This is a genomic window from Thalassobacillus devorans MSP14 (genome assembly GCF_000496835.1).
Taxonomy (GTDB): Bacteria; Bacillota; Bacilli; order Bacillales; family Halobacillaceae; genus Thalassobacillus; species Thalassobacillus devorans_B.
Genome location: NZ_KI543236.1, coordinates 1,092,237 through 1,115,245, shown reverse-complemented (window position 1 = coordinate 1,115,245; position 23,009 = coordinate 1,092,237). Strand labels below are relative to the sequence as shown.

At 42.8% G+C, this 23,009-nt stretch carries 23 protein-coding genes and 1 pseudogene; all 24 read right to left on the bottom strand.

The window, feature by feature from the left end; all coding sequences use genetic code 11:
- Positions 1-117: 117 nt before the first annotated feature.
- A complete protein-coding gene (locus tag P855_RS0106550; RefSeq protein ID WP_028782815.1) occupies positions 118-1,821 on the bottom strand; it encodes a proline--tRNA ligase in 1,704 nt (567 codons plus the stop codon).
- A 119-nt stretch (positions 1,822-1,940) separates the two neighbouring features.
- The gene (rseP, locus tag P855_RS0106545) at positions 1,941-3,197 is read right to left on the bottom strand and encodes an RIP metalloprotease RseP (protein WP_028782814.1); all 1,257 of its coding nucleotides are present in this window, start codon (positions 3,195-3,197) and stop codon (positions 1,941-1,943) included.
- Between the two features lie 15 nt (positions 3,198-3,212).
- On the bottom strand, positions 3,213-4,358 hold the full coding sequence (gene dxr, locus P855_RS0106540) for a 1-deoxy-D-xylulose-5-phosphate reductoisomerase (RefSeq protein WP_028782813.1): 1,146 nt from the start codon (positions 4,356-4,358) through the stop codon (positions 3,213-3,215).
- A gap of 30 nt (positions 4,359-4,388) precedes the next feature.
- Complete coding sequence (locus P855_RS0106535) at positions 4,389-5,180, bottom strand: phosphatidate cytidylyltransferase (protein ID WP_028782812.1); 792 nt, start codon at positions 5,178-5,180, stop codon at positions 4,389-4,391.
- A gap of 14 nt (positions 5,181-5,194) precedes the next feature.
- The gene (locus P855_RS0106530) at positions 5,195-5,962 is read right to left on the bottom strand and encodes an isoprenyl transferase (RefSeq protein ID WP_028782811.1); all 768 of its coding nucleotides are present in this window, start codon (positions 5,960-5,962) and stop codon (positions 5,195-5,197) included.
- Between the two features lie 222 nt (positions 5,963-6,184).
- On the bottom strand, positions 6,185-6,742 hold the full coding sequence (gene frr, locus P855_RS0106525; protein ID WP_028782810.1) for a ribosome recycling factor: 558 nt from the start codon (positions 6,740-6,742) through the stop codon (positions 6,185-6,187).
- A gap of 2 nt (positions 6,743-6,744) precedes the next feature.
- Positions 6,745-7,467, bottom strand: a complete 723-nt coding sequence (pyrH, locus tag P855_RS0106520; protein ID WP_028782809.1) for a UMP kinase — start codon at positions 7,465-7,467, stop codon at positions 6,745-6,747.
- Positions 7,468-7,594: 127 nt separating this feature from the next.
- Complete coding sequence (gene tsf, locus P855_RS0106515; protein WP_028782808.1) at positions 7,595-8,479, bottom strand: translation elongation factor Ts; 885 nt, start codon at positions 8,477-8,479, stop codon at positions 7,595-7,597.
- 186 nt (positions 8,480-8,665) lie between these two features.
- On the bottom strand, positions 8,666-9,409 hold the full coding sequence (gene rpsB, locus P855_RS0106510; RefSeq protein WP_028782807.1) for a 30S ribosomal protein S2: 744 nt from the start codon (positions 9,407-9,409) through the stop codon (positions 8,666-8,668).
- A 153-nt stretch (positions 9,410-9,562) separates the two neighbouring features.
- Positions 9,563-10,057, bottom strand: a complete 495-nt coding sequence (locus P855_RS0106505; protein ID WP_028782806.1) for a DUF6115 domain-containing protein — start codon at positions 10,055-10,057, stop codon at positions 9,563-9,565.
- Between the two features lie 173 nt (positions 10,058-10,230).
- A complete protein-coding gene (locus P855_RS0106500) occupies positions 10,231-11,007 on the bottom strand; it encodes a FliA/WhiG family RNA polymerase sigma factor (RefSeq protein ID WP_028782805.1) in 777 nt (258 codons plus the stop codon).
- A gap of 39 nt (positions 11,008-11,046) precedes the next feature.
- Positions 11,047-11,355 carry a hypothetical protein gene (locus P855_RS20610; protein ID WP_037985685.1) on the bottom strand — a complete coding sequence of 103 codons (309 nt, stop codon included), beginning with the start codon at positions 11,353-11,355 and terminating at the stop codon, positions 11,047-11,049.
- Between the two features lie 45 nt (positions 11,356-11,400).
- Positions 11,401-12,663 (bottom strand): annotated as a pseudogene (locus P855_RS20605) (chemotaxis protein CheA); the annotation flags it as partial.
- A gap of 216 nt (positions 12,664-12,879) precedes the next feature.
- Positions 12,880-13,743, bottom strand: a complete 864-nt coding sequence (locus P855_RS0106485) for a MinD/ParA family protein (RefSeq protein ID WP_028782804.1) — start codon at positions 13,741-13,743, stop codon at positions 12,880-12,882.
- Positions 13,736-14,869, bottom strand: coding sequence for a flagellar biosynthesis protein FlhF (flhF, locus tag P855_RS0106480; protein ID WP_028782803.1), 1,134 nt, complete (start codon positions 14,867-14,869; stop codon positions 13,736-13,738). Before flhF ends, P855_RS0106485 begins: the two co-directional genes overlap by 8 nt.
- A complete protein-coding gene (gene flhA / locus P855_RS0106475) occupies positions 14,866-16,893 on the bottom strand; it encodes a flagellar biosynthesis protein FlhA (protein WP_028782802.1) in 2,028 nt (675 codons plus the stop codon). Before flhA ends, flhF begins: the two co-directional genes overlap by 4 nt.
- 19 nt (positions 16,894-16,912) lie before the next feature.
- On the bottom strand, positions 16,913-17,992 hold the full coding sequence (flhB, locus tag P855_RS0106470; RefSeq protein ID WP_028782801.1) for a flagellar biosynthesis protein FlhB: 1,080 nt from the start codon (positions 17,990-17,992) through the stop codon (positions 16,913-16,915).
- Between the two features lies 1 nt (position 17,993).
- Entirely contained in the window at positions 17,994-18,773 is a 780-nt protein-coding gene (fliR, locus tag P855_RS0106465) for a flagellar biosynthetic protein FliR (protein WP_028782800.1), read from the bottom strand.
- A gap of 3 nt (positions 18,774-18,776) precedes the next feature.
- Positions 18,777-19,046 (bottom strand): flagellar biosynthesis protein FliQ, encoded by a 270-nt coding sequence (gene fliQ / locus P855_RS0106460; protein ID WP_028782799.1) that lies wholly within the window; start codon positions 19,044-19,046, stop codon positions 18,777-18,779.
- Positions 19,047-19,064: 18 nt separating this feature from the next.
- Positions 19,065-19,730 carry a flagellar type III secretion system pore protein FliP gene (fliP, locus tag P855_RS0106455; protein ID WP_028782798.1) on the bottom strand — a complete coding sequence of 222 codons (666 nt, stop codon included), beginning with the start codon at positions 19,728-19,730 and terminating at the stop codon, positions 19,065-19,067.
- A complete protein-coding gene (gene fliO / locus P855_RS20600; RefSeq protein WP_037985683.1) occupies positions 19,723-20,397 on the bottom strand; it encodes a flagellar biosynthetic protein FliO in 675 nt (224 codons plus the stop codon). The genes fliP and fliO overlap by 8 nt, the downstream gene beginning before the upstream one ends.
- A gap of 19 nt (positions 20,398-20,416) precedes the next feature.
- Positions 20,417-20,779 (bottom strand): response regulator, encoded by a 363-nt coding sequence (locus tag P855_RS0106445; protein WP_028782797.1) that lies wholly within the window; start codon positions 20,777-20,779, stop codon positions 20,417-20,419.
- A 26-nt stretch (positions 20,780-20,805) separates the two neighbouring features.
- Entirely contained in the window at positions 20,806-21,996 is a 1,191-nt protein-coding gene (gene fliY, locus P855_RS0106440) for a flagellar motor switch phosphatase FliY (protein ID WP_028782796.1), read from the bottom strand.
- On the bottom strand, positions 21,986-22,984 hold the full coding sequence (gene fliM, locus P855_RS0106435) for a flagellar motor switch protein FliM (RefSeq protein ID WP_028782795.1): 999 nt from the start codon (positions 22,982-22,984) through the stop codon (positions 21,986-21,988). The genes fliY and fliM overlap by 11 nt, the downstream gene beginning before the upstream one ends.
- Positions 22,985-23,009 lie beyond the last annotated feature (25 nt).

Sequence of the window (23,009 nt, the reverse complement as noted above, 5' to 3'; positions counted from 1 at the left end):
ATAGACAGCCTTCGAATCTTACAGACCGATAACGACTTCATCCAAACAATAAAATATACCCTCGCATAATAAATGTAGCAAGGGTATATCAATTGAATCAAGATAAAATTGAAGCGTTTATTTGTTCAAAAACTCTTTCACTTGCTTGATTACTTGATTTGCTTCCAGCTCGACCTGCTCCTTTGTTGCCCGGTCCTTGAACTCGACGATGCCTTCTCCGGCACGTTTACCGATCGTTACACGCAACGGAATACCGATCAGGTCACTATCAGCAAATTTCACACCCGCCCGCTCTTTTCGATCATCATATAAAACTTCAATCCCTTCAGCTAAAAGCTTCTGGTACAACTCTTCCCCAAGTACTGCCTGCTCTTCTTTTTTAGAGTTCAGAGTCAATACATGTACCTGGAAAGGTGCTACATTAGCAGGCCATGTAATCCCGTCTTCATCATGATATTGCTCGACGATCGACGCTAGTGTTCGTGAAACACCGATTCCGTAGCACCCCATGATCATCGTATTGGATTTGCCCTGGTCATTCAGATAAGAAGCGTCCATTTTTTCCGCATAGAATTTGCCTAATTTGAATACGTGGCCTACTTCTATACCTCTGGCAAATTTAATAGTACCTTCCCCATCTGGTGATGGGTCACCCTCTTTAATAAAACGGAGATCTGCATATTTATCTACGCTGAAATCTTTTCCTGGTGTAACATTTTTATAATGATAACCTTCTTCATTTGCTCCACAGGTAGTATTGACCATCGCCTCGACAGCCAGATCAGCGATAACTTCTACCTGGGCTGGTACACCGACAGGTCCAAGTGAACCAAAACCGGCACCGATTATTTCCCTTGTTTCTTCTTCAGAAGCGAGATCAATCATGCTGGCATCATATAGATTTTTAAGCTTTACATCATTTACTTCATGATCGCCTCGTGTAATAACCATGACAAACTGGTCATCTACTTTGAACATGATCGATTTCAAACCTTCTTCAAGGGAATGGCCAAGGTAATCAGCAACCTGCTGCATGGTCTTCTGATCAGGAGTTTCCACCTTTTCCATTTCCTTCGGCTCTTCTTCAGATTTCGTATATTCTGTAATGACAGGTGCCATTTCAATATTAGCAGCATAACGGGATGTATCAGAATAAGCGATTGTATCTTCTCCCACTTCGGATAGTACCATGAATTCATGGGTATCTTTACCACCCATGGCTCCTGAATCTGCGATCACAGCGCGAAAATTCAACCCGCACCGCCTGAAGATATTAGAATAGGCATCAAAAATCCTTTGGTATGTACCATCCAGGCTTTCAAAAGAATCGTGGAAGGAATAAGCGTCCTTCATTAAAAATTCCCGGCCGCGCAGTAGTCCAAAACGCGGACGTTTTTCATCCCTGAATTTATTTTGAATCTGATAGACAGTCAACGGCAATTTTTTGTAACTTTTCACTTCATCTCTTACGATGCTTGTAATCACTTCTTCATGGGTCGCGCCGAGAGCGAATTCCCGTTCATGACGGTCATGCAGGCGCATCAGTTCAGGGCCAAAAGTATCCCAGCGTCCTGTTTCTTTCCATAACTCCGCTGGCTGCAAGGCTGCCATCAGCATTTCATGAGCTCCAGCCTTTTCCATTTCATCTCTTACAATTTCTTCCACTTTCCGTAACACTCTGCGGCCAATCGGCAGGAAACTGTAGACTCCGGAAGCTATCTGGCGGATATAACCCGCTCTTACCAATAGCTGGTGACTTTTAATTTCTGCATCTGCAGGAGTTTCACGCAAGGTTGGCAATAACATTTCACTTTGTCTCATCTTCGACACCTCTATTCCTTACTACTGATAGGAAAACTGGAAGTAATTGTTGTAGCCTTACTTCCAGTTTTCCTTTTATATAAACAATGAATTATCTTTAATTATAACTTGCCTGATTATCATAGGAAAAGACGCTGGATATCATTCCAGGTAACTACCAGCATCAACAGCATAAGCAATGCGAAGCCGATAAAATGAACAACGCCTTCTTTTTGTGGATCGATCGGCTTACCTCTGACAGCTTCAATGGCTACGAACAACAGCCTTCCACCATCCAGTGCAGGTAATGGCAGGAGATTGACAATACCAAGGTTGATACTCAAAATCGCAGACCACATCAGATAATTGATGAAACCTGTCTGCACCACTTTATCTGTAGCATCATAGATACCCACTGGACCCGAAAGCATATCTAAGGAGAACTGCCCCGTCACCAGTTTCCCTAAGTTGATCAGGATAAGCTTTGTCCAATCGTAGGTCTGGGTAAAACCAAATTGGATCGTTTTCACAAATGAATCATCAAAAGCACGTTCCACTCCGATTTGACCGATTTTCACATCCTGTTGTTCTATCGACGCAGGTGTTACAGAAATTTCCTGTTCCTGTCCGTTTCTCACAACTGTAAAGTCTAATTCTTCCTCCGGATTATTACGTACAATTTCCGTAAACTCGTCCCAAGTAGAAACTTGCTGTCCATCGATGGCGACAATTTCATCCCCGGTTTGGAGACCGGATTGTTCAGCAGGTGTATCCTCCACCACGTTCCCGATTTGGGCTTCATCAACAGGCACACCCTGTATGAACCCAAGAATGAAGAAGATGATGATTGCCAACACGAAGTTCATCATTGGCCCCGCAAACAGTTGCATTGCCCTCTGCCCTATTGTTTTAGAAGCAAACTGACGATCATACGGAGCAATTTGTGTTTCTTTCTCATCCATAACGAAGTAGGCTTTGGGGTCCACTTCGAATATCAGCTTCTCATCTTCATCGATTTCATAACCTTCAATGACAAGACGATGATCGAGATCAGCTCTCTCCACTTCAACCACACGTGCGTTAGGGTGTTTGGACTTGTTGTTGACAATAATTTTGTTGACCTTGCCTTGCTCATTGAACTCCAGCCCAACATGATGTCCTGCTTTCAATTCGATTATTTCCGGGTCTTCACCGGCAACTCTTACATAACCACCTACAGGAAGCAGACGGATCGTGTAAAGCGTTTCATTCTTTGTGAAGGCAAAGATTTTCGGACCAAAACCGATCGCGAATTCTCTTGCTAGCATCCCTGCCCTCTTGGCAAAGATCAGATGCCCCCACTCATGTACAAATACCAAGACACCGAACATGAGTATAAAAGCAATAACAGTCGTCAAAAGAAGCACCTTCCTTTATATTAAATACGAGCGTACCTGCTTCCGGGTTTCCTGATCAATAGAGAGAATTGTCTCCAGATCAGGTTTTCGGATCGTTTGATGACGCTCTAAAGCTTGTTCTATCAATGTTTCTATGTCTAAAAATGCTATTTCCCCATTAAGGAACAACTCAACAGCCTGCTCATTAGCGGCGTTAAGGACAGTGGTCATGGAACCACCTTCCTTACCTGCCTGAAATGCTAACTTCAAACAGCGGAATCGGTCATAATCCATCGGTTGAAAGTGTAAAGTCGCAATTTCTTCTAAGTTTAACCGTTTTGTCATCGTTAAATCAAGACGGTCAGGATAAGTGAGCGCATACTGTATCGGAACTTTCATATCAGGAGTCCCTAATTGGGCGATGACACTTTTGTCTTTATATTCAACCATGGAGTGTATGACACTCTCTCTATGAAGTATAACATCTATTTGCTCATAAGGGATATCAAAGAGCCAGTGCGCCTCAATCACTTCTAAACCTTTGTTCATCATGGAGGCTGAATCTATCGTAATTTTAGCACCCATGCTCCAATTCGGATGGTTCAAAGCATCCTCAACCGTGACACCTGCAAGGTCTTCCCTTGTTTTATCGCGGAAACTTCCACCGGAAGCTGTCAGAATCAATCGTTCGACCGATTCGTTTTTCTCTCCATTCATACTTTGAAAAATAGCGGAATGTTCGCTATCCACCGGCAATAAGTCTACCTGATACTTTCTTGCTGCTTCCATGACAAGATGACCAGCCGTAACAAGCGTTTCTTTGTTGGCGATGGCAACCAGTTTACGTGCTTCAATCGCTGCCAGGGTTGCCGGCAATCCTACACTCCCCATTACTGCATTGACAAGTACATCAACTTTTTCCGCCGTGCTGGCAGCAATCATTCCCTCTGTTCCCTGCAATACCCTGATAGCAGGAAACTCACTTTCTACCTGTTGTTTGATTGTCTTATCCTGTACCACCACAATTTCCGGTTCAAATTCCTTTATCAAAGGTAAGGCTTTTTCGATATTTTTCCCAAAGGCAAGGGCATAGACGGAAAAATGATCAGGATGCAGACGGATGATATCAAGTGTCTGGATCCCAATCGACCCGGTTGCTCCCAACAGTGTGATTTGCTTCATAAGATAAATCTCTCCCACTTCTATTGAATGCTATGAAATGAAATTTATGAAATGTAATACAGGTAAAATGAAAATCAGGCTGTCAAACCGGTCGAGCACACCACCATGTCCCGGAAGAATATTTCCAGAATCCTTCACTGCATAGTGACGTTTAAATGCAGACTCGACCAGGTCACCGATCTGACCAAAGAATGATACGACTATCGTAACGATCACTACCATGATGGTGGACGGGTGTACAGGGTAGAAGATTTGAAAAACCAGGGCCACGATACATGCCAGGGCAATTCCCCCTACCGCCCCTTCGATGGTCTTTTTCGGACTGATTTTCGGCCAGAGTTTATGCTTGCCGAACGCCCGTCCAAACAAATAGGCTCCTGTGTCTGTTGCCCATATTACAAACAGCGCATAAAAAACATAATGTAACCCGCTGTCGCGTGTCTCAATTAAATAATGAAAGCCCATTCCAACATATATGGCAGAGATTAAAAGAAAACCTGCATCATCAAAAGTAAAACGATTTTTCACCAGCACTGTATAACTTAGCAGGATCAATACTGCCAGCAATGTCAATTCAGATTTAGTGACTTCCACCTCTTCCATTCCGAAAACTTCTCCGTAGGGGAACATTAGGGCCCATAACAAAAGAAGGGTGATGATAGATGGAAAAGAATAACGGGATATCTTCTTCATGCGTATTAATTCCAATATTCCTATACTGGCAATCAGGTAAACGAATATTTTAAAAGGCCATTCCCCGAGTACAATCAAAGGAAGGAAGATAAGTGCTCCCACAATTGCTGTAATGGTTCTTTGTTTCATGCTACTTCAACACCTTATACTCCGCCATATCGACGTTTTCTGTTTTGATAATCGTACAGCGCTTTTTCAAAATATGCTTCATCAAAATCCGGCCAGTATACATCGGTGAACCAAAATTCACTATAGGCCAGCTGCCAAAGCAGGAAATTACTAAGGCGCTGTTCACCGCTTGTACGAATCAATAAATCCGGTTCTTTTAAATCAGCTGTATACAAATGTCTGGAGATACAACCTTCATCTATTTTATCAACATCCAGATTTCCTTGTTTCACTTCCTCAGCTACTATCTTGACAGCTTCTACCATTTCATACCGGCTTCCGTAATTCAATGCAAAATTCAGTATGAGTCCAGTATTGTCTTTGGTGCGGTCTTTCGCCTCCTGGACGGCCGTTTTTGTGTGTTCAGGCAATCTCTCGAAATCACCGATTGTTTCCACGCGTACGTTCTTTTCAATCAGTTCCGGGAGATATGTATTTAAAAACTCCATGGGTAATTTCATCAGGAATTCCACTTCAGTTTTCGGGCGCTTCCAATTTTCTGTAGAGAAAGCATAAAGAGTCAGCACTTCAATCCCCAAATTTGAGGCATGCCTGACTATTTTTTTGACGACATTCATGCCCTCTTTATGGCCAGCGATTCTAGGAAGTCCTTTATTTTTTGCCCATCTTCCATTTCCATCCATGATAATAGCTACATGTTGTGGCAATTGCTTATAATCCAACCCAGGAGATTGGGGATCAGGTTTTGGTTTTGATTTAGTAAATGGAAATTTGATTGGCATTGCAACATCCTCCAATAAGGATACTTATCTTATTTATTATACTATAATCCTACACCATGCATATCATGACATAAAGCAAAACACGAAAAAGATTCTTGACAAGATCGCTAAAAATAGAAAGCCGCGCCAGTTGCAGCGCGGCTTTTTCAATTTACAATTGAGAGGAAGCAGCTCATTCCGCGTCCCATTGGTACATTTCTAAAGCGGACACTTGCGCTTCTATTATACTTCCATGATTTCTGCTTCTTTGTTTTTGGAAAGTTCATCGACTTTCGCAACATGATTATCCGTGGCTTTTTGCACATCGTCCTGGAATCCGCGTAATTCATCTTCGGTAAGTTCTCCGTCTTTTTCAAGCTTTTTCAATTTGTCATTGCTGTCACGACGGATATTACGGATTTGTACTTTTGCTTCTTCCGCATACTTCCCTACTACTTTTACAAGATCTTTACGACGTTCTTCTGTTAAAGCGGGAATATTGATACGAATGATGTTTCCATCACTTGAAGGAGATAAGCCAAGATCAGCTTTCTGGATTCCTTTTTCAATATCCGCGATCGCAGACTTATCATAAGGTGTGATGACCAGCAATCTCGCTTCTGGTGCAGAAACTTGAGCCAGTTGGTTCAAAGGGGTAGAGGCGCCATAGTAGTCAACATGGACACTATCTAATAGATTAGGGTTCGCGCGACCCGCACGTACTGTTGCCAACTGACGGGAATAGGCTTGCACAGCTTGTTCCATTTTCGTATTCGTTTCTTTGATCACTTCATTGGACATGTTTATTTCCCCCTTACAATCGTTCCGATATTTTCACCTAGAACTGCTTTTTTGATATTACCCTCTTCAGTAATCGAGAATACCAGTAAAGCAATATCATTGTCCATACATAAAGATGATGCCGTTGAATCCATAACGCCTAATCCCTCATTTAAAACATCCATATAAGAAAGCTGATCGTACTTTTCAGCATCTTTATCTAATTTAGGGTCTGCATTATAGACACCATCAACATTATTCTTAGCCATAAGAATCACATCTGCTTCTACTTCTGCAGCACGAAGCGCCGCAGTGGTATCCGTGGAGAAATAAGGGTTACCCGTACCTGCCGCAAAAATGACGACTCGTTTTTTCTCTAGATGACGGATTGCTTTTCTACGGATGTAAGGTTCAGCCACCTGGCGCATTTCAATCGAAGTTTGGACACGGGTAGGAATGCCGTTATTTTCCAGGCTGTCTTGCAATGCAAGGGAGTTCATGACAGTGGCAAGCATCCCCATATAATCAGCATTCGCCCTGTCCATGCCCATCTCACTTCCGACTTTTCCTCGCCAAATGTTACCGCCACCTACTACCACGGCGATTTCTACTCCTAGTTCGGCAACTTCTTTGATTTGTTTAGCTACAGATTGGATAATAGCAGGGTCAATGCCATATCCTTGCTTTCCACTTAAGGCTTCACCACTTAGTTTCAATACGATTCGACGGTAACGAGCTGCAGTCATAGTAACCTCCATATACCTATTTTATCTGATTGTTTATCATACGTTCTTAAAAAGAAGCTGGTTTAAAAATATGTAGCATGTTCGAAAATAGGGAACACCATGTGTGTCCCCTATTTTTCAGGCATGCTTATTTTTTAACTTGGCTCATAACTTCTTCAGCAAAATTGTCTTCGCGCTTTTCCATGCCTTCGCCTACTGCATAGCGTACGAAACCTTTTACAGAACCGCCTGTAGATTCTACGAATTTTTTAACTTTTTGATCTGGATCTTTTACGAAGCTTTGTTCAAGCAGGCAAATTTCTTCGAAGAATTTTCCTAAACGTCCTTCTACCATTTTTTCAACGATATGCTCAGGCTTGCCTTCATTCAAAGCTTGAGTCTTAAGCATTTCACGTTCTTTGTTTACTTCTTCTTCAGAAACCTCATCACGGGATACATAACGAGGGTTGACGGCAGCGATGTGCATTGCTACATCTTTAGCTGCAGCTTCGTCAGTCGTACCCTCTAGAAGAGTTAGGACGCCGATGTTTCCACCCATGTGAATATAAGCACCGAAAGCGTCGTTATCTGTTTTGTCAAGAATGGTGAAACGGCGAAGAGAAATTTTCTCACCGATTTTAGCGATAGTGGAATTGATATATTCGTTTACAGTATCGCCTTCGCCATGAAGCTTTTGCTCCAATGCTTCTTCTGCTGTAGCAGGCTTTTGAGAAAGCAGGTGTTTCCCGAGCTCTTGAAGAAGAGCTTTGAATTGATCGTTCTTTGTTACGAAGTCAGTTTCGCAGTTGACTTCCAGCAATACAGCGGTGTTTCCGTCAACTTCAACGTGTGCAGAACCTTCCGCTGCGATACGATCCGCTTTCTTTTGTGCTTTAGAGATACCTTTTTCGCGTAGCCATTCCATCGCTTTGTCCATATCTCCATCTGTTTCAGTTAGTGCTTTTTTACAATCCATCATACCTGCGCCTGTCTTTTCACGCAGTTCTTTTACCATTTTTGCAGTTACAGCCATGTTATTTCCTCCTTTAGAAATTTAGCATTTACGTATGCTTTATTAGTTAAATTCAAACAAAGAAGAAAAGGAAGTCCGGCTTCGGGTGGAAGCTAGATTGCATACACTTGCGTCCTAAGGCCTCTGACCATCCTCTTTAAAAAAGGTGATAAAAGGTTCTCCCTCTTATCACCTTTGAAACCTTTGTTACTCGGTTGCAGCCTCTGCTTCTTCAGCTGGAGCAGACTCTTCTGCAACTTCAGTTTCTTCTCCCTGCTTCGCTTCAAGAACAGCGTCAGCCATTTTGGAAGTAAGCAATTTAACAGCACGAATCGCATCGTCATTTGCTGGAATGACATAATCGATTTCGTCCGGGTCACAGTTTGTATCTACAATTCCGACAATAGGAATGTTCAATTTATGAGCTTCAGCAATAGCAATGCGCTCTTTACGTGGATCAATAACGAACATCGCATCCGGAAGACTCTTCATTTCTTTGATACCGCCCAAGAACTTGACAAGACGATCTTTTTCTTTAAGAAGACCGACTACTTCTTTCTTAGGAAGTACTTCGAAAGTTCCGTCTTCTTCCATACGCTCGATATCTTTCAAACGATTGATACGCTTGCGGATTGTTTGGAAGTTTGTCAATGTACCACCCAACCAGCGCTGGTTGATGTAATACATACCACAACGTGTTGCTTCATCACGTACTGTTTCTTGTGCTTGTTTCTTTGTACCGACGAATAGGATGTTTCCACCGTCAGCAGCTACGTCTTTGACATAGTTGAAAGCTTCATCTACTTTTTTGACCGTCTTCTGAAGGTCGATGATGTAGATGCCGTTACGCTCAGTGAAGATGTATTTTTTCATCTTCGGGTTCCAGCGGCGAGTTTGGTGTCCGAAATGAACACCAGCTTCAAGCAGCTGTTTCATTGAAATTACAGACATGTTAATTCCTCCTGTTTGGTTTTTTAGTATCCTCCGGCCGCTTCATCTTCCTTCCGAAACTCATGTATAGAGCACCCTCGGCAGGAATCGGCAACCGTGTGTATTGACACCAAGAGTAAATATATCATAAGCCATTGGTGCAATCAAGTATAATCACATATTTTGTTGATTGAATTTTAAAATTAAAGCAATTTCTGTCTTACCCCTGTTTAATTGGCGGGCGATTTCCTCAATAGAATAACCCTGATCTTGGAGTGAAAATACCTGGGTTGAGAAAGAAGGTTCATAGTTCACTTGTTCATTTCCCGGCATCAATGGCTGGTAAACCGGCTTTAATTGCTTCTCGAAGTTCTGTTTCCCGTAGGTATGGACAGGATTTTCTGCCCCAGAAACACGATTTCGCTCTGGGTATGAAGGTGAATAATCGGTCGCCGTTTTCCCTTCCATATTAAGCATTTGCTGAAAACGTTCATTTTCTTCTTTGATTTCAAGCAGGTATGCGGTAAACATCTGTTCAATATCCTCTGCTACTTGCTTTTGGCGAGTCTCGAGTTCCTGTGCTTTCTTCACCCGTACAGAAAGGATAACCATGCTCAGTACCAGAACGCCGTGTAATATAAAACTAATGATCAATAAAAAAACAACCATTAAACAACCCTCGCAATTTCCAAATTCCTGTCAACTGCATACTTTTTTATCCCAGAGAGCGAATCGCGATTGCTCTTTTTAGTAAGTGCAGCAAATTATTATTGATCGTACGGAAGATTTTCCTGTGTTAATAAATCGTTAGCCGTTTTCATGCTGTCATCCCTGGCTGCTCTTCAATCTAACACTAATTTAGAAAGACTTTCTCTCAATTTGAATAATGCCTTTGCGTGAATTTGTGAAATCCGGGAGGTCGTCAATCCCAGCACATGCCCGATTTCGGTCAAAGTAAGTTCTTCATAATAAAACAGGCTGATGACGAGCTGTTCTTTCTCTTTCAGCTTTTTTATCCCTTCCGCCAGATCCTGAAAGTTTTCCTGTTGCACAATATTCTTTTCCGGGGTCAATGTTTTCTTATCAGGCAGTGTATAGCCGATCCCTTCCTTATGTTCACTGTTGCCCTCCTTAGATTTATCCTCCATAGACAGTACATGTGCAAACAGGGAATCTTTTATGACTTCTGCTACTTCCTCTTCCTCCATGTCCAGGAACTCCCCGATTTCTTTTGCGGAAGGGGGGCGCTGCAGCTGCTGTTCCATACGTTCTGATACTTGTTCGATTTTTTTAGCCTTGTCTCTTACAGACCGAGGCAGCCAATCCTCTTTACGCAGTCCGTCCATGATGGCTCCGCGAATTCTGAAAGAGGCGTATGTATCAAATTTCAAATCACGATTGACATCAAATTTTTTAAGGGCATCATATAAACCTGACAATCCTAAACTTTTAATATCTTCTTTATTTACACTTGAAGGTAAATGGGCAGAAATTCGTTGGACATGAAAGTTTACAAGATGAAGATGGTTTTCAATCAATTCATTCGCAGCTTCCATATCCTCTTTGTGCTGCCACTGACTCCACAGTTCCTGTTCTTTAGCAGATAACAAGTATGCCATACAACCCCTCCTTCTTACACGTTAATCCATCGGTATTCTTTAGTCTTCGTTTAACAGCTTTCTGATCGTTTCCGATGCTTGTTTGGCTACCGGATCTTCCCTGGTACGGTCTCTATCATCTTCGATTCCCGATACATTCTCCCTACTTTCATCAGGTGTCTGGTGATAAGTTCTATTAATATAGTAAAATACCAACCGGAATAAAAAAGCGAGGACATACATAAAAAAGAACGCAGTAGCGGCCCGGATCATTGATGTATCAAGGGAATTATTCTGCAATGATAAAAATAACGATAAACAAAAGCCAAATACAGCAAACAATAAGTTCCACAAAAGGTTTCCTGCCATTATATTTCAGCTACCCCTCTATCGTTCTGATTCCGCGAACTACCTTAAAGGCAATTGGATAGAAAATTTACTTCCTTCCCCAAAAGCAGAAGCAATATCTATCGTCCCGCCTAAGGACTCTATTGTATTACGGACAACGTCTAACCCGACTCCTCGTCCAGAAACGCCTGAAATTTTTTCTGCTGTAGAAAAACCACTTGCCATCAGCAATTCGTAAACTTGCTTATCCGATAGCTCTGCGGATTGTTCTTTGGTGATTACAGCACGCTGGATTGCATTGTTTAGAACTTTTTCACGACTGATTCCAGCGCCATCATCCGATATTTCAATAAATGCATGGTTGCCGCTATGGCAGGCTTGGAGTTTCAGTGTCCCTTCCGCAGGTTTTCCCTTCTGTTCCCTTTCATCCGGTGATTCAATTCCATGGTCTACCGCATTACGAATTAAATGGACGATAGGCTCCGCGAGTTCCTCTATGACCGCGCGGTCCAGTTCCGTGTCCGCACCTGAAATTTCAATGTTGATACGCTTGCCCAGATCTTTCGCCAACTGCCTGATCATACGCGGAAAGCGATTGAACACCTGGTCGACCGGCACCATTCGCATCCTTAAAATAATATCCTCCAGGTTTCCGGAAGTTCTGGCCATTCTTTCTGCCGTTTCCTGCAATTCTTTATGCTCCAATTCTTTGGAAATCAGCTCCAGTCTGCGCCTGTCTATGATCAGTTCTTCAAATAAATTCATTAAGATATCGAGCCGCTCGATGTTAACCCGAATAGTTTTATTACCGCAGGCGCGTTTTCCTGCCGTCACAGACGTTTGATTGTTTGCCCCGTTTTTTTCCGTAGGCTTTTCGATAAAAGGGCTATCATTTTCAGGCTGGTGAGATTGAAGAGGTTCCAGTAGTGCATCTGCACCCAGCGTCATTTTTCCTGATTCGATTGCTTCTATTCTGGATAAGATCGCTGTAACATCTCTTCTTCCTTGTGCTCCATCCGAAATATCAATGATAATAGCTTCTAAATATTCAACCGCTTCAAAAAGGACATCGACTACCATTGTTTCCACAGTAATTTCACCATTTCGTACAGCGTCCAAAACGTTCTCCATTTTATGGGTCAGGTCGGCCAGGTCCTGGAACCCCATCGCTGCTGCCATCCCTTTCAATGTATGGGCAGAACGGAATATTTCCTGGATAATGGTTAAATTCTTTGGGTTGCGTTCCAGCTCAAGCAGCTGGTCATTTATCGTCTGGAGATTTTCTTTGCTTTCCTCGATGAAAATATCCAAATATTGATACACTTCCACTGCCAATTAAACCTCCTCTTGCACCCTGATAACGTCCGGGATTGTTTTTCCAATTGCCTCCAATGAATCCATGCTATCCGTGCAATCCCCGGCTCACAACTGGCTTTGGCCTCTCTGATGAAATGCCTGTTGCAACAACTGGGTACTACAGTGGAAAGTGAGTGCCATTAAAAGGGTAAATCTCCTTAGCCTGAAATAATCTTTTAGCCATAAGTACTATCTTTCTGTAACCAGCCTCTTTAGCTTTGTGACAAAACTTGTGGCTGGAGGTCGAGTGATATCCAGTTTATCCTCTAAATATTGGTCAGTAATATGCTGTACCGCCTTTGATGCAGGAGAATGCTGGTTATGTAGTAAAAATGGCACCTGACGGGCAACAGCTTTCATTACTTGCTGATCGTCTGGAAGTATCCCCATCGGATATAATTTTCTGGTAAGGAACTGCTGCACTACCTTTTGGAGTCGTTCCATTGCTACTCTGCCGGCTTGCTGGCTGTTTGCACGATTGATCACTGTGTATATTTTGATCCCCTTTTCCATTCGATAAATATGTTTCAATATGGCATAAGCATCGGTCATGGATGTAGGCTCATGAGTAGTGATCAATATAGCTTCTTCTGCAGCAAGGATGAAACTTAAACTGTTCTGGCTGATTCCTGCGCCCATATCAAAAATGATATAGTCATAAGCTTTGGCAATCTGATCGAATTGGGATAAAAAATACTCGAACCTTTCGTCATCCAACTCAAAAAAATCACTCAAACCCGATCCTCCGGCTATGTATGTCAGTGCTTCTGGTCCATGGGTAAAAAGGTCTTTCATCGACAAACCACTCTTGAATAAATCGGTTAAATTATATTTAGCTGACGAGCCTGTTAAAATATCAATGTTACCCATACCGATATCGAGATCAAAGACCAGTACCCGCTGCTGACGCTTTGCCAATGCCAAAGCAAAGTTTAAGGCAAAATTCGACTTACCAACTCCACCTTTGCCACTGATCACTGCTATCGTTTTTGCCCGAGGCGGTTGTTGTTTAGCCATTAAACGGTCCCGGAGCTGTTGTGCCTGATCATACATCATAGTGCTCACCTGCAATTCGGGACGCTATCCATTGCGGGGATGCTGTCTGGATGTCATCGGGAACATTTTGTCCGTTGGTTATATAAGCTGCTCCGATCTTATTGTGAACAAGCATATTCAATGCGCTTCCATAAGTGGAAGTTTCGTCCGACTTAGTAAAAATCAATTGCCTGATAGGAATATCATTGAATTGGTCAAAGATTTCCTGCATGTCTTTATAACGGGAAGTCAAAGACAGCACAAGGTAGGTTTCCATACTTGTACGGAAATCAATTAGTTTACTTAACTCGTAGACATACTGTGGATCCCGAAAATTCCGGCCCGCGGTATCCAAGAGAACCAAATCACAATTTGCGAATTTATGCCTGGCTTCCATATAATCCTCCAGTGAATACGCTACTTCTATTGGTATATCTAATAGTTTTGCATATGTTTTCAGTTGATCTATCGCTGCAATGCGGTAGGTATCCGTAGTGATGAAAGCTACTCTTTTATGATCATTCAATACTGCCCGCGCGGCTACTTTTGCAATCGTAGTAGTTTTCCCCACGCCTGTCGGTCCGACGAAGTGAAGGAACTTCCGGTTGTAATCAACACCACCGAATGTTAACGGTCTTTCTTTCGCTTCCAGTGAATGAAGAATAATAGATTTCAAACCATCGATAGAGGCAGGAACCGATTCTTCGTTCTTTTTTAACTTGGTAATCAGTTCATCAGCCAACTCCGGGGTAACTTCCTGTTCAAACAGGTGATCATAAAATTTCTGATATGGGTGTGGATGACTCGTCGTCTGGCTCGTTTGCTGTTTCTCCATCAACTTTTTCAAAGCTTTGATTTCTGTCATGACTGCTTGATTTTGATCGGACACAAAGGCGGGCAATTGCTCAGAAGGTGGAGCAGCTATTTCTTGCCTCCTCTCCATTTTCCATGCCTGTTTTTTTGGCAGCTTATCTTCCGGGTCGATTGCAGCAATCACTTCGATGTTTTTTTTCTTAAAAAGGCCGAGGAATCCACCACGATGAACTACCTTGGAATTTAAGATGACTGCATCATTTCCCATTTCTTTTTTTACCTGGCTCATTACTTTCGGCATCGATTCCGCTTCGAATTTTTTCACTTTCATGCTACGTTCACCACCCCTACACTTTGGACTTCGATTGTCGGTTCCAGCTCATTGTAAGACAACACATTCACTTGAGGCAGGAAGCGTTCGAGCAATTGTTTCAAATACATTCTTACTGCCGGCGAGCAAAGCACAATGGCCGTTTCCTCTTGTAAAGAAAGCTGTTCTACCTGTTCGGCAACTGACTGGATGATTGTCTGTTGCGTTTCCGGATCCAGGGTGAGGTAACTGCCATGCTCTGTTTGTTGAATATGATCTGCGAGCAGTTTTTCTACTTTCCCGGAAACCGTTATCACTTTCACCGTTTGACCGTCACTGGTGAACTGGCGGGTAATCTGGTGTGATAGCGCCTGTCTTGCATATTCACCGAGCAGATCTGTATCCGTAGTCATCTTGCCGAAATCTGCAAGCGTTTCGAAGATGATTGGCAGGTTTTTAATCGAAATATTTTCACGGAGCAGTTTAGCCAGCACCTTTTGGATATCTCCGACACGAAGCGGTTCCGGTGTAACCTCATCCACCAGAATGGGGTAAGAGTCCTTCAAGTGGTCAATCAATTGCTGTGTTTCCTGTCTGCCCAACAATTGATGGGCATGCTGCTTGATGACTTCGGTAATATGGGTGGACACGACAGAAGGTGGATCAACCACCGTATATCCGGATAATTCCGCGTCATCCTTCACTTCTTCTGTCACCCATTTAGCCGGCAGACCGAATGCAGGCTCCTGGGTGTGAATTCCATCGATGTCGTCTTCTTCACGTCCTGGACTCATCGCTAAATAATAATCCAGCATGAGTTCCCCCCGTGCCACTTCATTGCCTTTGATTTTCAGCCGGTATTCGTTAGGGCTCAATTGAATATTGTCTCTGATGCGGACTACCGGAATTACGATGCCCAGTTCAATCGCAAGTTGGCGCCTAATCATTACGATACGGTCCAGCAGGTCTCCGCCCTGGTTTGTATCTGCGATCGGAATCAGTCCATAGCCGAATTCGAATTCAACCGGGTCCATACTGATCAGGTTGACAACATTTTCAGGTGATTTCATGTGATTGCTTTCCTCTTCGTCTTCATCCATTTCGAATTCATCTGCTGGTGTTGGGCGGGACAACCAGTAGCCCCCGAATGCGAGAGCCGAAGCAATCAAGGTAGTCAAAAAGAAGTTGATCGGTGTCAATCCTAAGAAAAAGATCGTTCCAGCGGCAATGTATAATAATTTCGGATCCTGTAATAATTGATCGGATACATCGGTTCCAAGGTTCCCTTTAGAAGCCACTCTCGTTACTACAATACCGGTTGCTGTTGAAATCAATAAGGCAGGGATCTGGCTGACGAGTCCGTCACCGACAGTGAGACGCATGTAAACATCCACTGCTTCTGAAAATAGCATGTCCATCTGTACCATTCCGATGATCAGTCCAAAGATAATGTTGATTAGTACAATGATGATACCCGCAATGGCATCTCCTTTGACGAACTTACTTCCCCCATCCATCGCTCCATAAAAGTCGGCTTCCTGTTCGATTTTTTCCCTGCGCTCTTTAGCCTGCTGCTCAGAAATCATTCCGGCATTCAAGTCGGCATCGATACTCATCTGTTTACCTGGCATAGCATCCAAGGTGAATCGGGCCGCGACTTCAGATACACGTTCAGCACCCTTGGTAATGACTAAAAACTGAATGATTACTAAAATGATGAATACAACGAAACCAACAAGCGGATTATTGCCGATTACAAACGTTCCGAATGTCTCAACGACACCTCCCGCCTCTGCTTTTGACAGGATGGAACGTGTTGTGGAAACATTTAACCCTAAACGGAACAATGTCATTAGTAATAATAAGGAAGGAAATATAGAAAATTGCAGGGCTTCCTTCATGTTCATTGAAACGAGAATGACCATCAATGCCAGTGAAATATTGATCAGTATTAAAAAGCTGAGCAGCCAGCCCGGTAAGGGGATGACCAACATTACGATTATCATGATGACGCCTAATAAAACCGATAGATCTCTCGGTGCCATTGTCTTCTCCCCTTACTTTCTAGACTTTCTTTTGAATCCGGTAAACATATGCCAATATTTCTGCTACAGCTTTATAAAACTGCTCGTCGATGTTATCCCCGATTTCTGTTTCAGCGTATAAAGCTCTTGCCAACGGACGGTTTTCTACCATAACCACTTTGTTCGCTTTGGCCACTTCTTTTATTTTCTGAGCTACAAAATCGACGCCTTTAGCCGATACAAAAGGTGCATCAGATTTATTTTCATCATACTTGATGGCTATCGCATAGTGGGTTGGATTGGTGATGACAACATCTGCTTCAGGTACTTCACTCATCATCCGCTGCATCGCCATCTGGCGCTGTTTCTCTTTGATTTTGGATTTGATTTGCGGGTCACCTTCGATATTTTTATACTCATCTTTAACATCGTTTTTTGACATCCGGATGCTTTTTTCATAATCGTATTTTTGATAGCTGTAATCCAGCACAGAAATTAATAAAAGAGCCAGAGCGGAAGCTATTCCCATAATTACGGTCGTATGGCCAAAAAACGCGAGTGCTCCATCGACAGATCGTTGCGACATCATCATCATTTCGTCTTTATTCAGCCAGATGACTGTAAAAGTTATCGTACCGATCATGGTTATTTTCAATAAGGATTTCACCAGCTCAACTAACGCACGAGCTGAAAAAATTTTCTTGGCACCTTCAATCGGATTAATCTTATTCAGTTTAAATTTCAACGGTTCGGCAGTGAACATAAAGCCTACCTGGAGCCAGTTAGAAGCAAGACCCGCTATCACTGCTGCCCCCATAATCGGTACGATGACTTTACTCAATTCAACAGTTGTTTCCCTAAATACCTGAAAAACACTGTTCTCCGTGACTTCCCGGTGCAAGTATTCCTGGAAAGCATGTTGATACATACCGGTCATGACACTTTTAAGGTAATCCCCCAGAACCATGAATAAGGCAAACATAAACAGCATCAGGATAGCCGTGTTTACGTCCTGGCTTTTTGCGACCTGTCCCTTTTTCCGGGAATCCTGTCGCTTTTTCGGTGTTGCTTTTTCTGTTTTTTCCCCAGCAAAAAACTGCAAATCTAACTTCAGGTGCATATCAGGCGCCTCCAAATAGCTGCATCAAGCCTCTCATTGTGGCGAGCATGGTATCAAATAGATTTTCGATCAGCATCATGAATATTCCCATCGATAGGAATAGGACGACAAGGGCTACCAGTATTTTCAAAGGAAGGCCGACCACGAAGACATTCAATTGCGGCACTGTCCGGGCAACGATGCCTAAAGCGACATCGACAAGAAACAAACAGCCCACCACAGGCACTGCCATTAAAAATGCGATGATGAACATCTGATTAAAAGCATCGATGACGAACGCAGCTATATTGCTTTCTCCAATCGGAATCCAGACCTGCATCGGAATCAATTCATAGCTGTAAAAAATACCATCCAGCATTAAATGATGACCATTCACCGCTAATAAAAACAATAAAGCAAACGTATAAAGGTACTGGCCAATCAAAGGGCTTTGGGCTCCGGTCTGTGGATCAATGACATTCGCAATCGCAAAACCCATTTGGAAATCGATGAATCCTCCTGCAATTTGAACAGCAGCTAATATGATATAGGCAATCAAGCCAATCATGATTCCAACAAATGCTTCCTTTAATAAAAGGAGTAAGTATGTACCATTAGGCAAAACGAGTGGAATATCAATCGTGAAAAACATCAATAGTGCTAAAAAGAAACTGATCCCGACTTTATGCTGGGCAGGTACGTTACGGTAGGAAAAGAGTGGCAATGTTACAAAAAATGCTGTAACCCTGACTAAAATCAATAAAAATGCAGGAATACTTGCCAGATTAATAGTTTCAAGCATAATCTAACCTACCAACATATTAAGATTGTTGAAGATATCCGCAGTAAACTCGACTACTTGCGTCAGCATCCATGGTCCAAAAAAGATCAGTCCAAGCAAGACTGCAACGATTTTCGGGATGAAGGCAAGTGTCTGTTCCTGGATCTGGGTGGTCGCCTGGAAAATACTTACCAGCAAACCGACACCGAGTGCTAATATCAACAATGGACCGGTTACCATCAATACTGTATAAATCCCTCTTTCTGCTAAAGAGATGACCATCTCACTGTTCATCCAACCTACCTCCTATCCCTAAAATCCTTCCAATAAGGAATGCGTAATCAAATACCATCCATCCACCAGGACGAATAATAGAATTTTGAATGGCAGAGAAATCATCACAGGGGGCAGCATCATCATCCCCATAGACATCAAGACGCTGGCCACTGCCATATCAATGACAAGAAACGGGACGAATATCATGAACCCCATTTGAAACGCGGTTTTCAATTCACTAATAGCAAAAGCAGGCACGAGCGTTGTCATCGGAATATCCTGAATGGTTTCCGGTCGTTCCATTTGGGCGTAATTCATAAACAAAGCCAAATCCTTTTGTCGCGTATGTTTCGCCATGAATTCCTTCATAGGAACAGCAGCCTCTTCATAAGCTTCATCTAATGTAATCTCTTCATTGAAAAGTGGCTGCAATGCTTCATTATTCACTTCCTGCAATGTCGGAGCCATAATGAAGAAGGTGAGAAACAGGGCGATCCCTATCAGTACCTGGTTGGGTGGCATTTGTTGGGTCGCAAGAGATGTACGTACAAATGACAGGACAATTAGGATTCGTGTAAAGCTGGTCATTAAAATCAGAATACCTGGTGCCAATGAAAGGACGGTAAACAATAACATGAGACGCACTGCTGTCGAGACGTTTTCAGGATCAGAGCTTGAAAAGATTTCTGCGAATTCATTCATCGTGATAATCCTCTCGCTGCTTCTTGTTATGTAAAAGTCGTTGTCGGTTTTCTTTCAGGTCTCCAAGTTCACCTTCAAACAATTGTTGGAATTGTATGGAAGAAGATTGCTGGTAGGTTTTCGGTTTCTTTTTATCCTTCTTGTTGAAAAAACGGGAAATCAACTGGTCATCCAGCGTCTCTTCCTGATCTGCCTGCATTAAATTTTGTTTAGAAGTTTCGTCCTTAATTTCTGTTACCATTTTCACATTTTCACCCACTCCGATCACTAACACACGGTCTCCAATTCGGACAAGCTGAAGAGAGCGGTTTGGGCCGAGCGAAAGACCTCCTATATTTTCCAGCTTGCGATTTTTTTGGAACATCTTATTTTTCCGATTGAAAAATTTCAGCAGCCCGTAAATCAATCCCAAAACCAATAGCAGTGAAAATAATAACTGGACCAGGTTCCAGGCCATGGAGTCGTTTGACGGGGCAGCCTCATTATTCTGTCCTTCTGAATCCCCCGGCGCTTCACCAGCTCCTGACCCACCTTCTCTGCAGCCCTCCAAACCTGGGTTTTCGGTACAATCGATGACGGAAGGCCTTGCTGTTACCACATTAGGCGATAAAACCGGGATCACAGCTGCCAGTATGGCCAGGGTGAATATCAATACTCTATTTATCATAGCAGCCTCACTTCTTCACTTAATCTAATGCTTTCTGGATTGCTTCAATAACCCGGTCTGCCTGAAAGGGCTTGACTATAAAATCCTTTGCGCCTGCCTGGATGGCATCAATGACCATCGCCTGCTGCCCCATAGCTGAACACATGATGGTTTTGGCTTCAGGGTGACTTTGTCTGATTTCCTTCAAAGCAGTGATGCCGTCCATTTCCGGCATTGTTATATCCATAGTCACCAGGTCAGGTGAAGTCTCTTCATACTTATCGATCGCCTCCTGGCCATCCTGCGCTTCACCTACTACTTCAAATCCATTCTTAGTTAAAATATCTTTGATCATCATCCGCATAAATGCTGCATCATCAACAATCAATACTTTATTAGCCATTTATAATTTCTCCTCTCTCCATGCTGCTATTTAATTTTTTTAAGCCTGTCTTCAGGGCTTAATATATCCGTCACCCGGACGCCAAAATTTTCATCGATGACGACTACTTCGCCTTGGGCGATCAGCTTATTATTGACATGAATGTCGACCGGTTCACCGGCAAGCTTATCCAGCTCGACTACGGAACCAGAAGACAGCTCCAAAATATCTTTGATGGTGCGTTTGGCTCTGCCCAGTTCCACCGTCACTTTCAATGGAATATCTAACAGCATATCTAAATTTTTCTGTTCAGTGGAAATACTCTGGTTATTGCCAAAATCAGAAAACTGAGCCGATTGAATATCTGCATCCGTATTAGGATGGCCATTTCTGCCTAACAATTGAGCACCTTGTTTTGATGTTTTGTGTGGAGCGGTAGACCGGGAGAAGTATTTTTTTTCATCAGCATTCAGCACTGGAGGAGATATTTGCTCTTGAGCAGCTATCTGATGATCTCTGGTATGTTTTTCCTGATAAGCAGGGTTGAATAATCGATTGACCAGTTCTTTGGCAAACTGATAGGGCAGCAGCTGCATAATATTAGAATCTATCAAATTACCAACTTTCAAATGGAAAGAAACTTTAACTAATATATTTTCATCTGGTATATAACCAAGTCCTTCATCTTCAGGAATGCCCAGTACATCAATGACCGGCGGAGAAATATCTACTCTTTTTTCAAAAACGGTTGACATACTAGTCGCGGCTGAACCCATCATTTGGTTCATTGCCTCCTGCACAGCACTAAGATGTATGTCCTTCAAATCCTCCGACGGTGAAGTACCGTCCCCACCAAGCATCAAATCTGCAATAATTGCTGCATCCTTAGCCCGGATGATCAATAAATTATCTCCGGAAAATCCATCCGTATAGGTCACTTTGATTGCCACATTCGGTTTAGGGAATTCTTCATTCAGCTGTGTTCTGTCGATCACCATTGTAGTAGGAGTCGTGATTTCCACCTTTTGATTCAGCAACGAAGATAATGCCGTAGCAGAACTGCCGAACGAAATATTCCCGATTTCCCCGAGAGCATCCCGTTCTAATTCCGATAAATACTCATCCACATTTACTCGCTGGCTGGCATTGTTTGGTTCATCACTGAAGTCCTCATCGCTATCACTGCCATTTAACAGTGCATCAATTTCATCCTGAGATAACATATCATCATTCATCATCTTCCCCCCTTTGAATTTCTTCGAGAATCTGCACGGCCATTTTTTTGCGTTTCTTTCCTGGCTGCACATAGAATTTAGGTTCTTCATCAATACATAACTGCATTGGTTCATTGATCAGCTGGTCGAGCTGGATGACGTCATTTCGGTTGAGGTAAAGAAACTCCTCAATGGAAATATCTGCTTCTCCTAAAACAGCTTTCACTTCTACCTTCGTCTTTTTTATCGATTTGGAAAGGACCTGATATTCTTCAGGCTTACTTTCTTGCGGTTGCTGATTCTGCATCCAGTAATGGACAGATAGCTTAGGAATGATAGGTTCTAAAACAACATGAGGGATGCATATATTGATCATTCCGCTCGAATCCCCGATGGTCGTATTCAAAGAGATGACCACTACTGTCTCATTAGGTGACACCATTTGGAGAAACTGAGGATTGACTTCGAACTCTTCCATCATGGGCTCGATGTCGACAATAGAACTCCATGCCTCTTTTACATTGGCAGCTGCATGTTCGAATAATTGGCTCATGATTGTTGTTTCGATTTCCGTCAGATTTTCCACCTTATTTACGCTTGCTCCACGCCCTCCCAACACCCTGTCAAGCATTGTATAAGCAATATTGGGATTGATTTCGAAGAGGATCCTGCCGTTTAATGGCGGCATGCTGAATATGTTTAAAATCGTCATTTTAGGTATCGAGCGGATGAACTCTTCGTATGGAACCTGATCGACGGAAGCAACTGAGATATTCACATACGTACGAAGCTTGGCTGAAAAATAAGTGGTCAATAGACGGGCAAAATTCTCATGGATTCTCGATAAGCTGCGAACCTGGTCTTTGGAAAACCGAAGCGCACGCTTGAAATCATATACCCTTACCTTTTTTTCTTTTTCTTCTTCCTTCAATTCATCCGCATCCATTTCCCCAGTGGAAATTGCAGAGAGAAGGGCATCAATTTCACTTTGAGAAAGAACCTCTTCTGCCAATTATTTCACCTCCGTTCATGTGAAG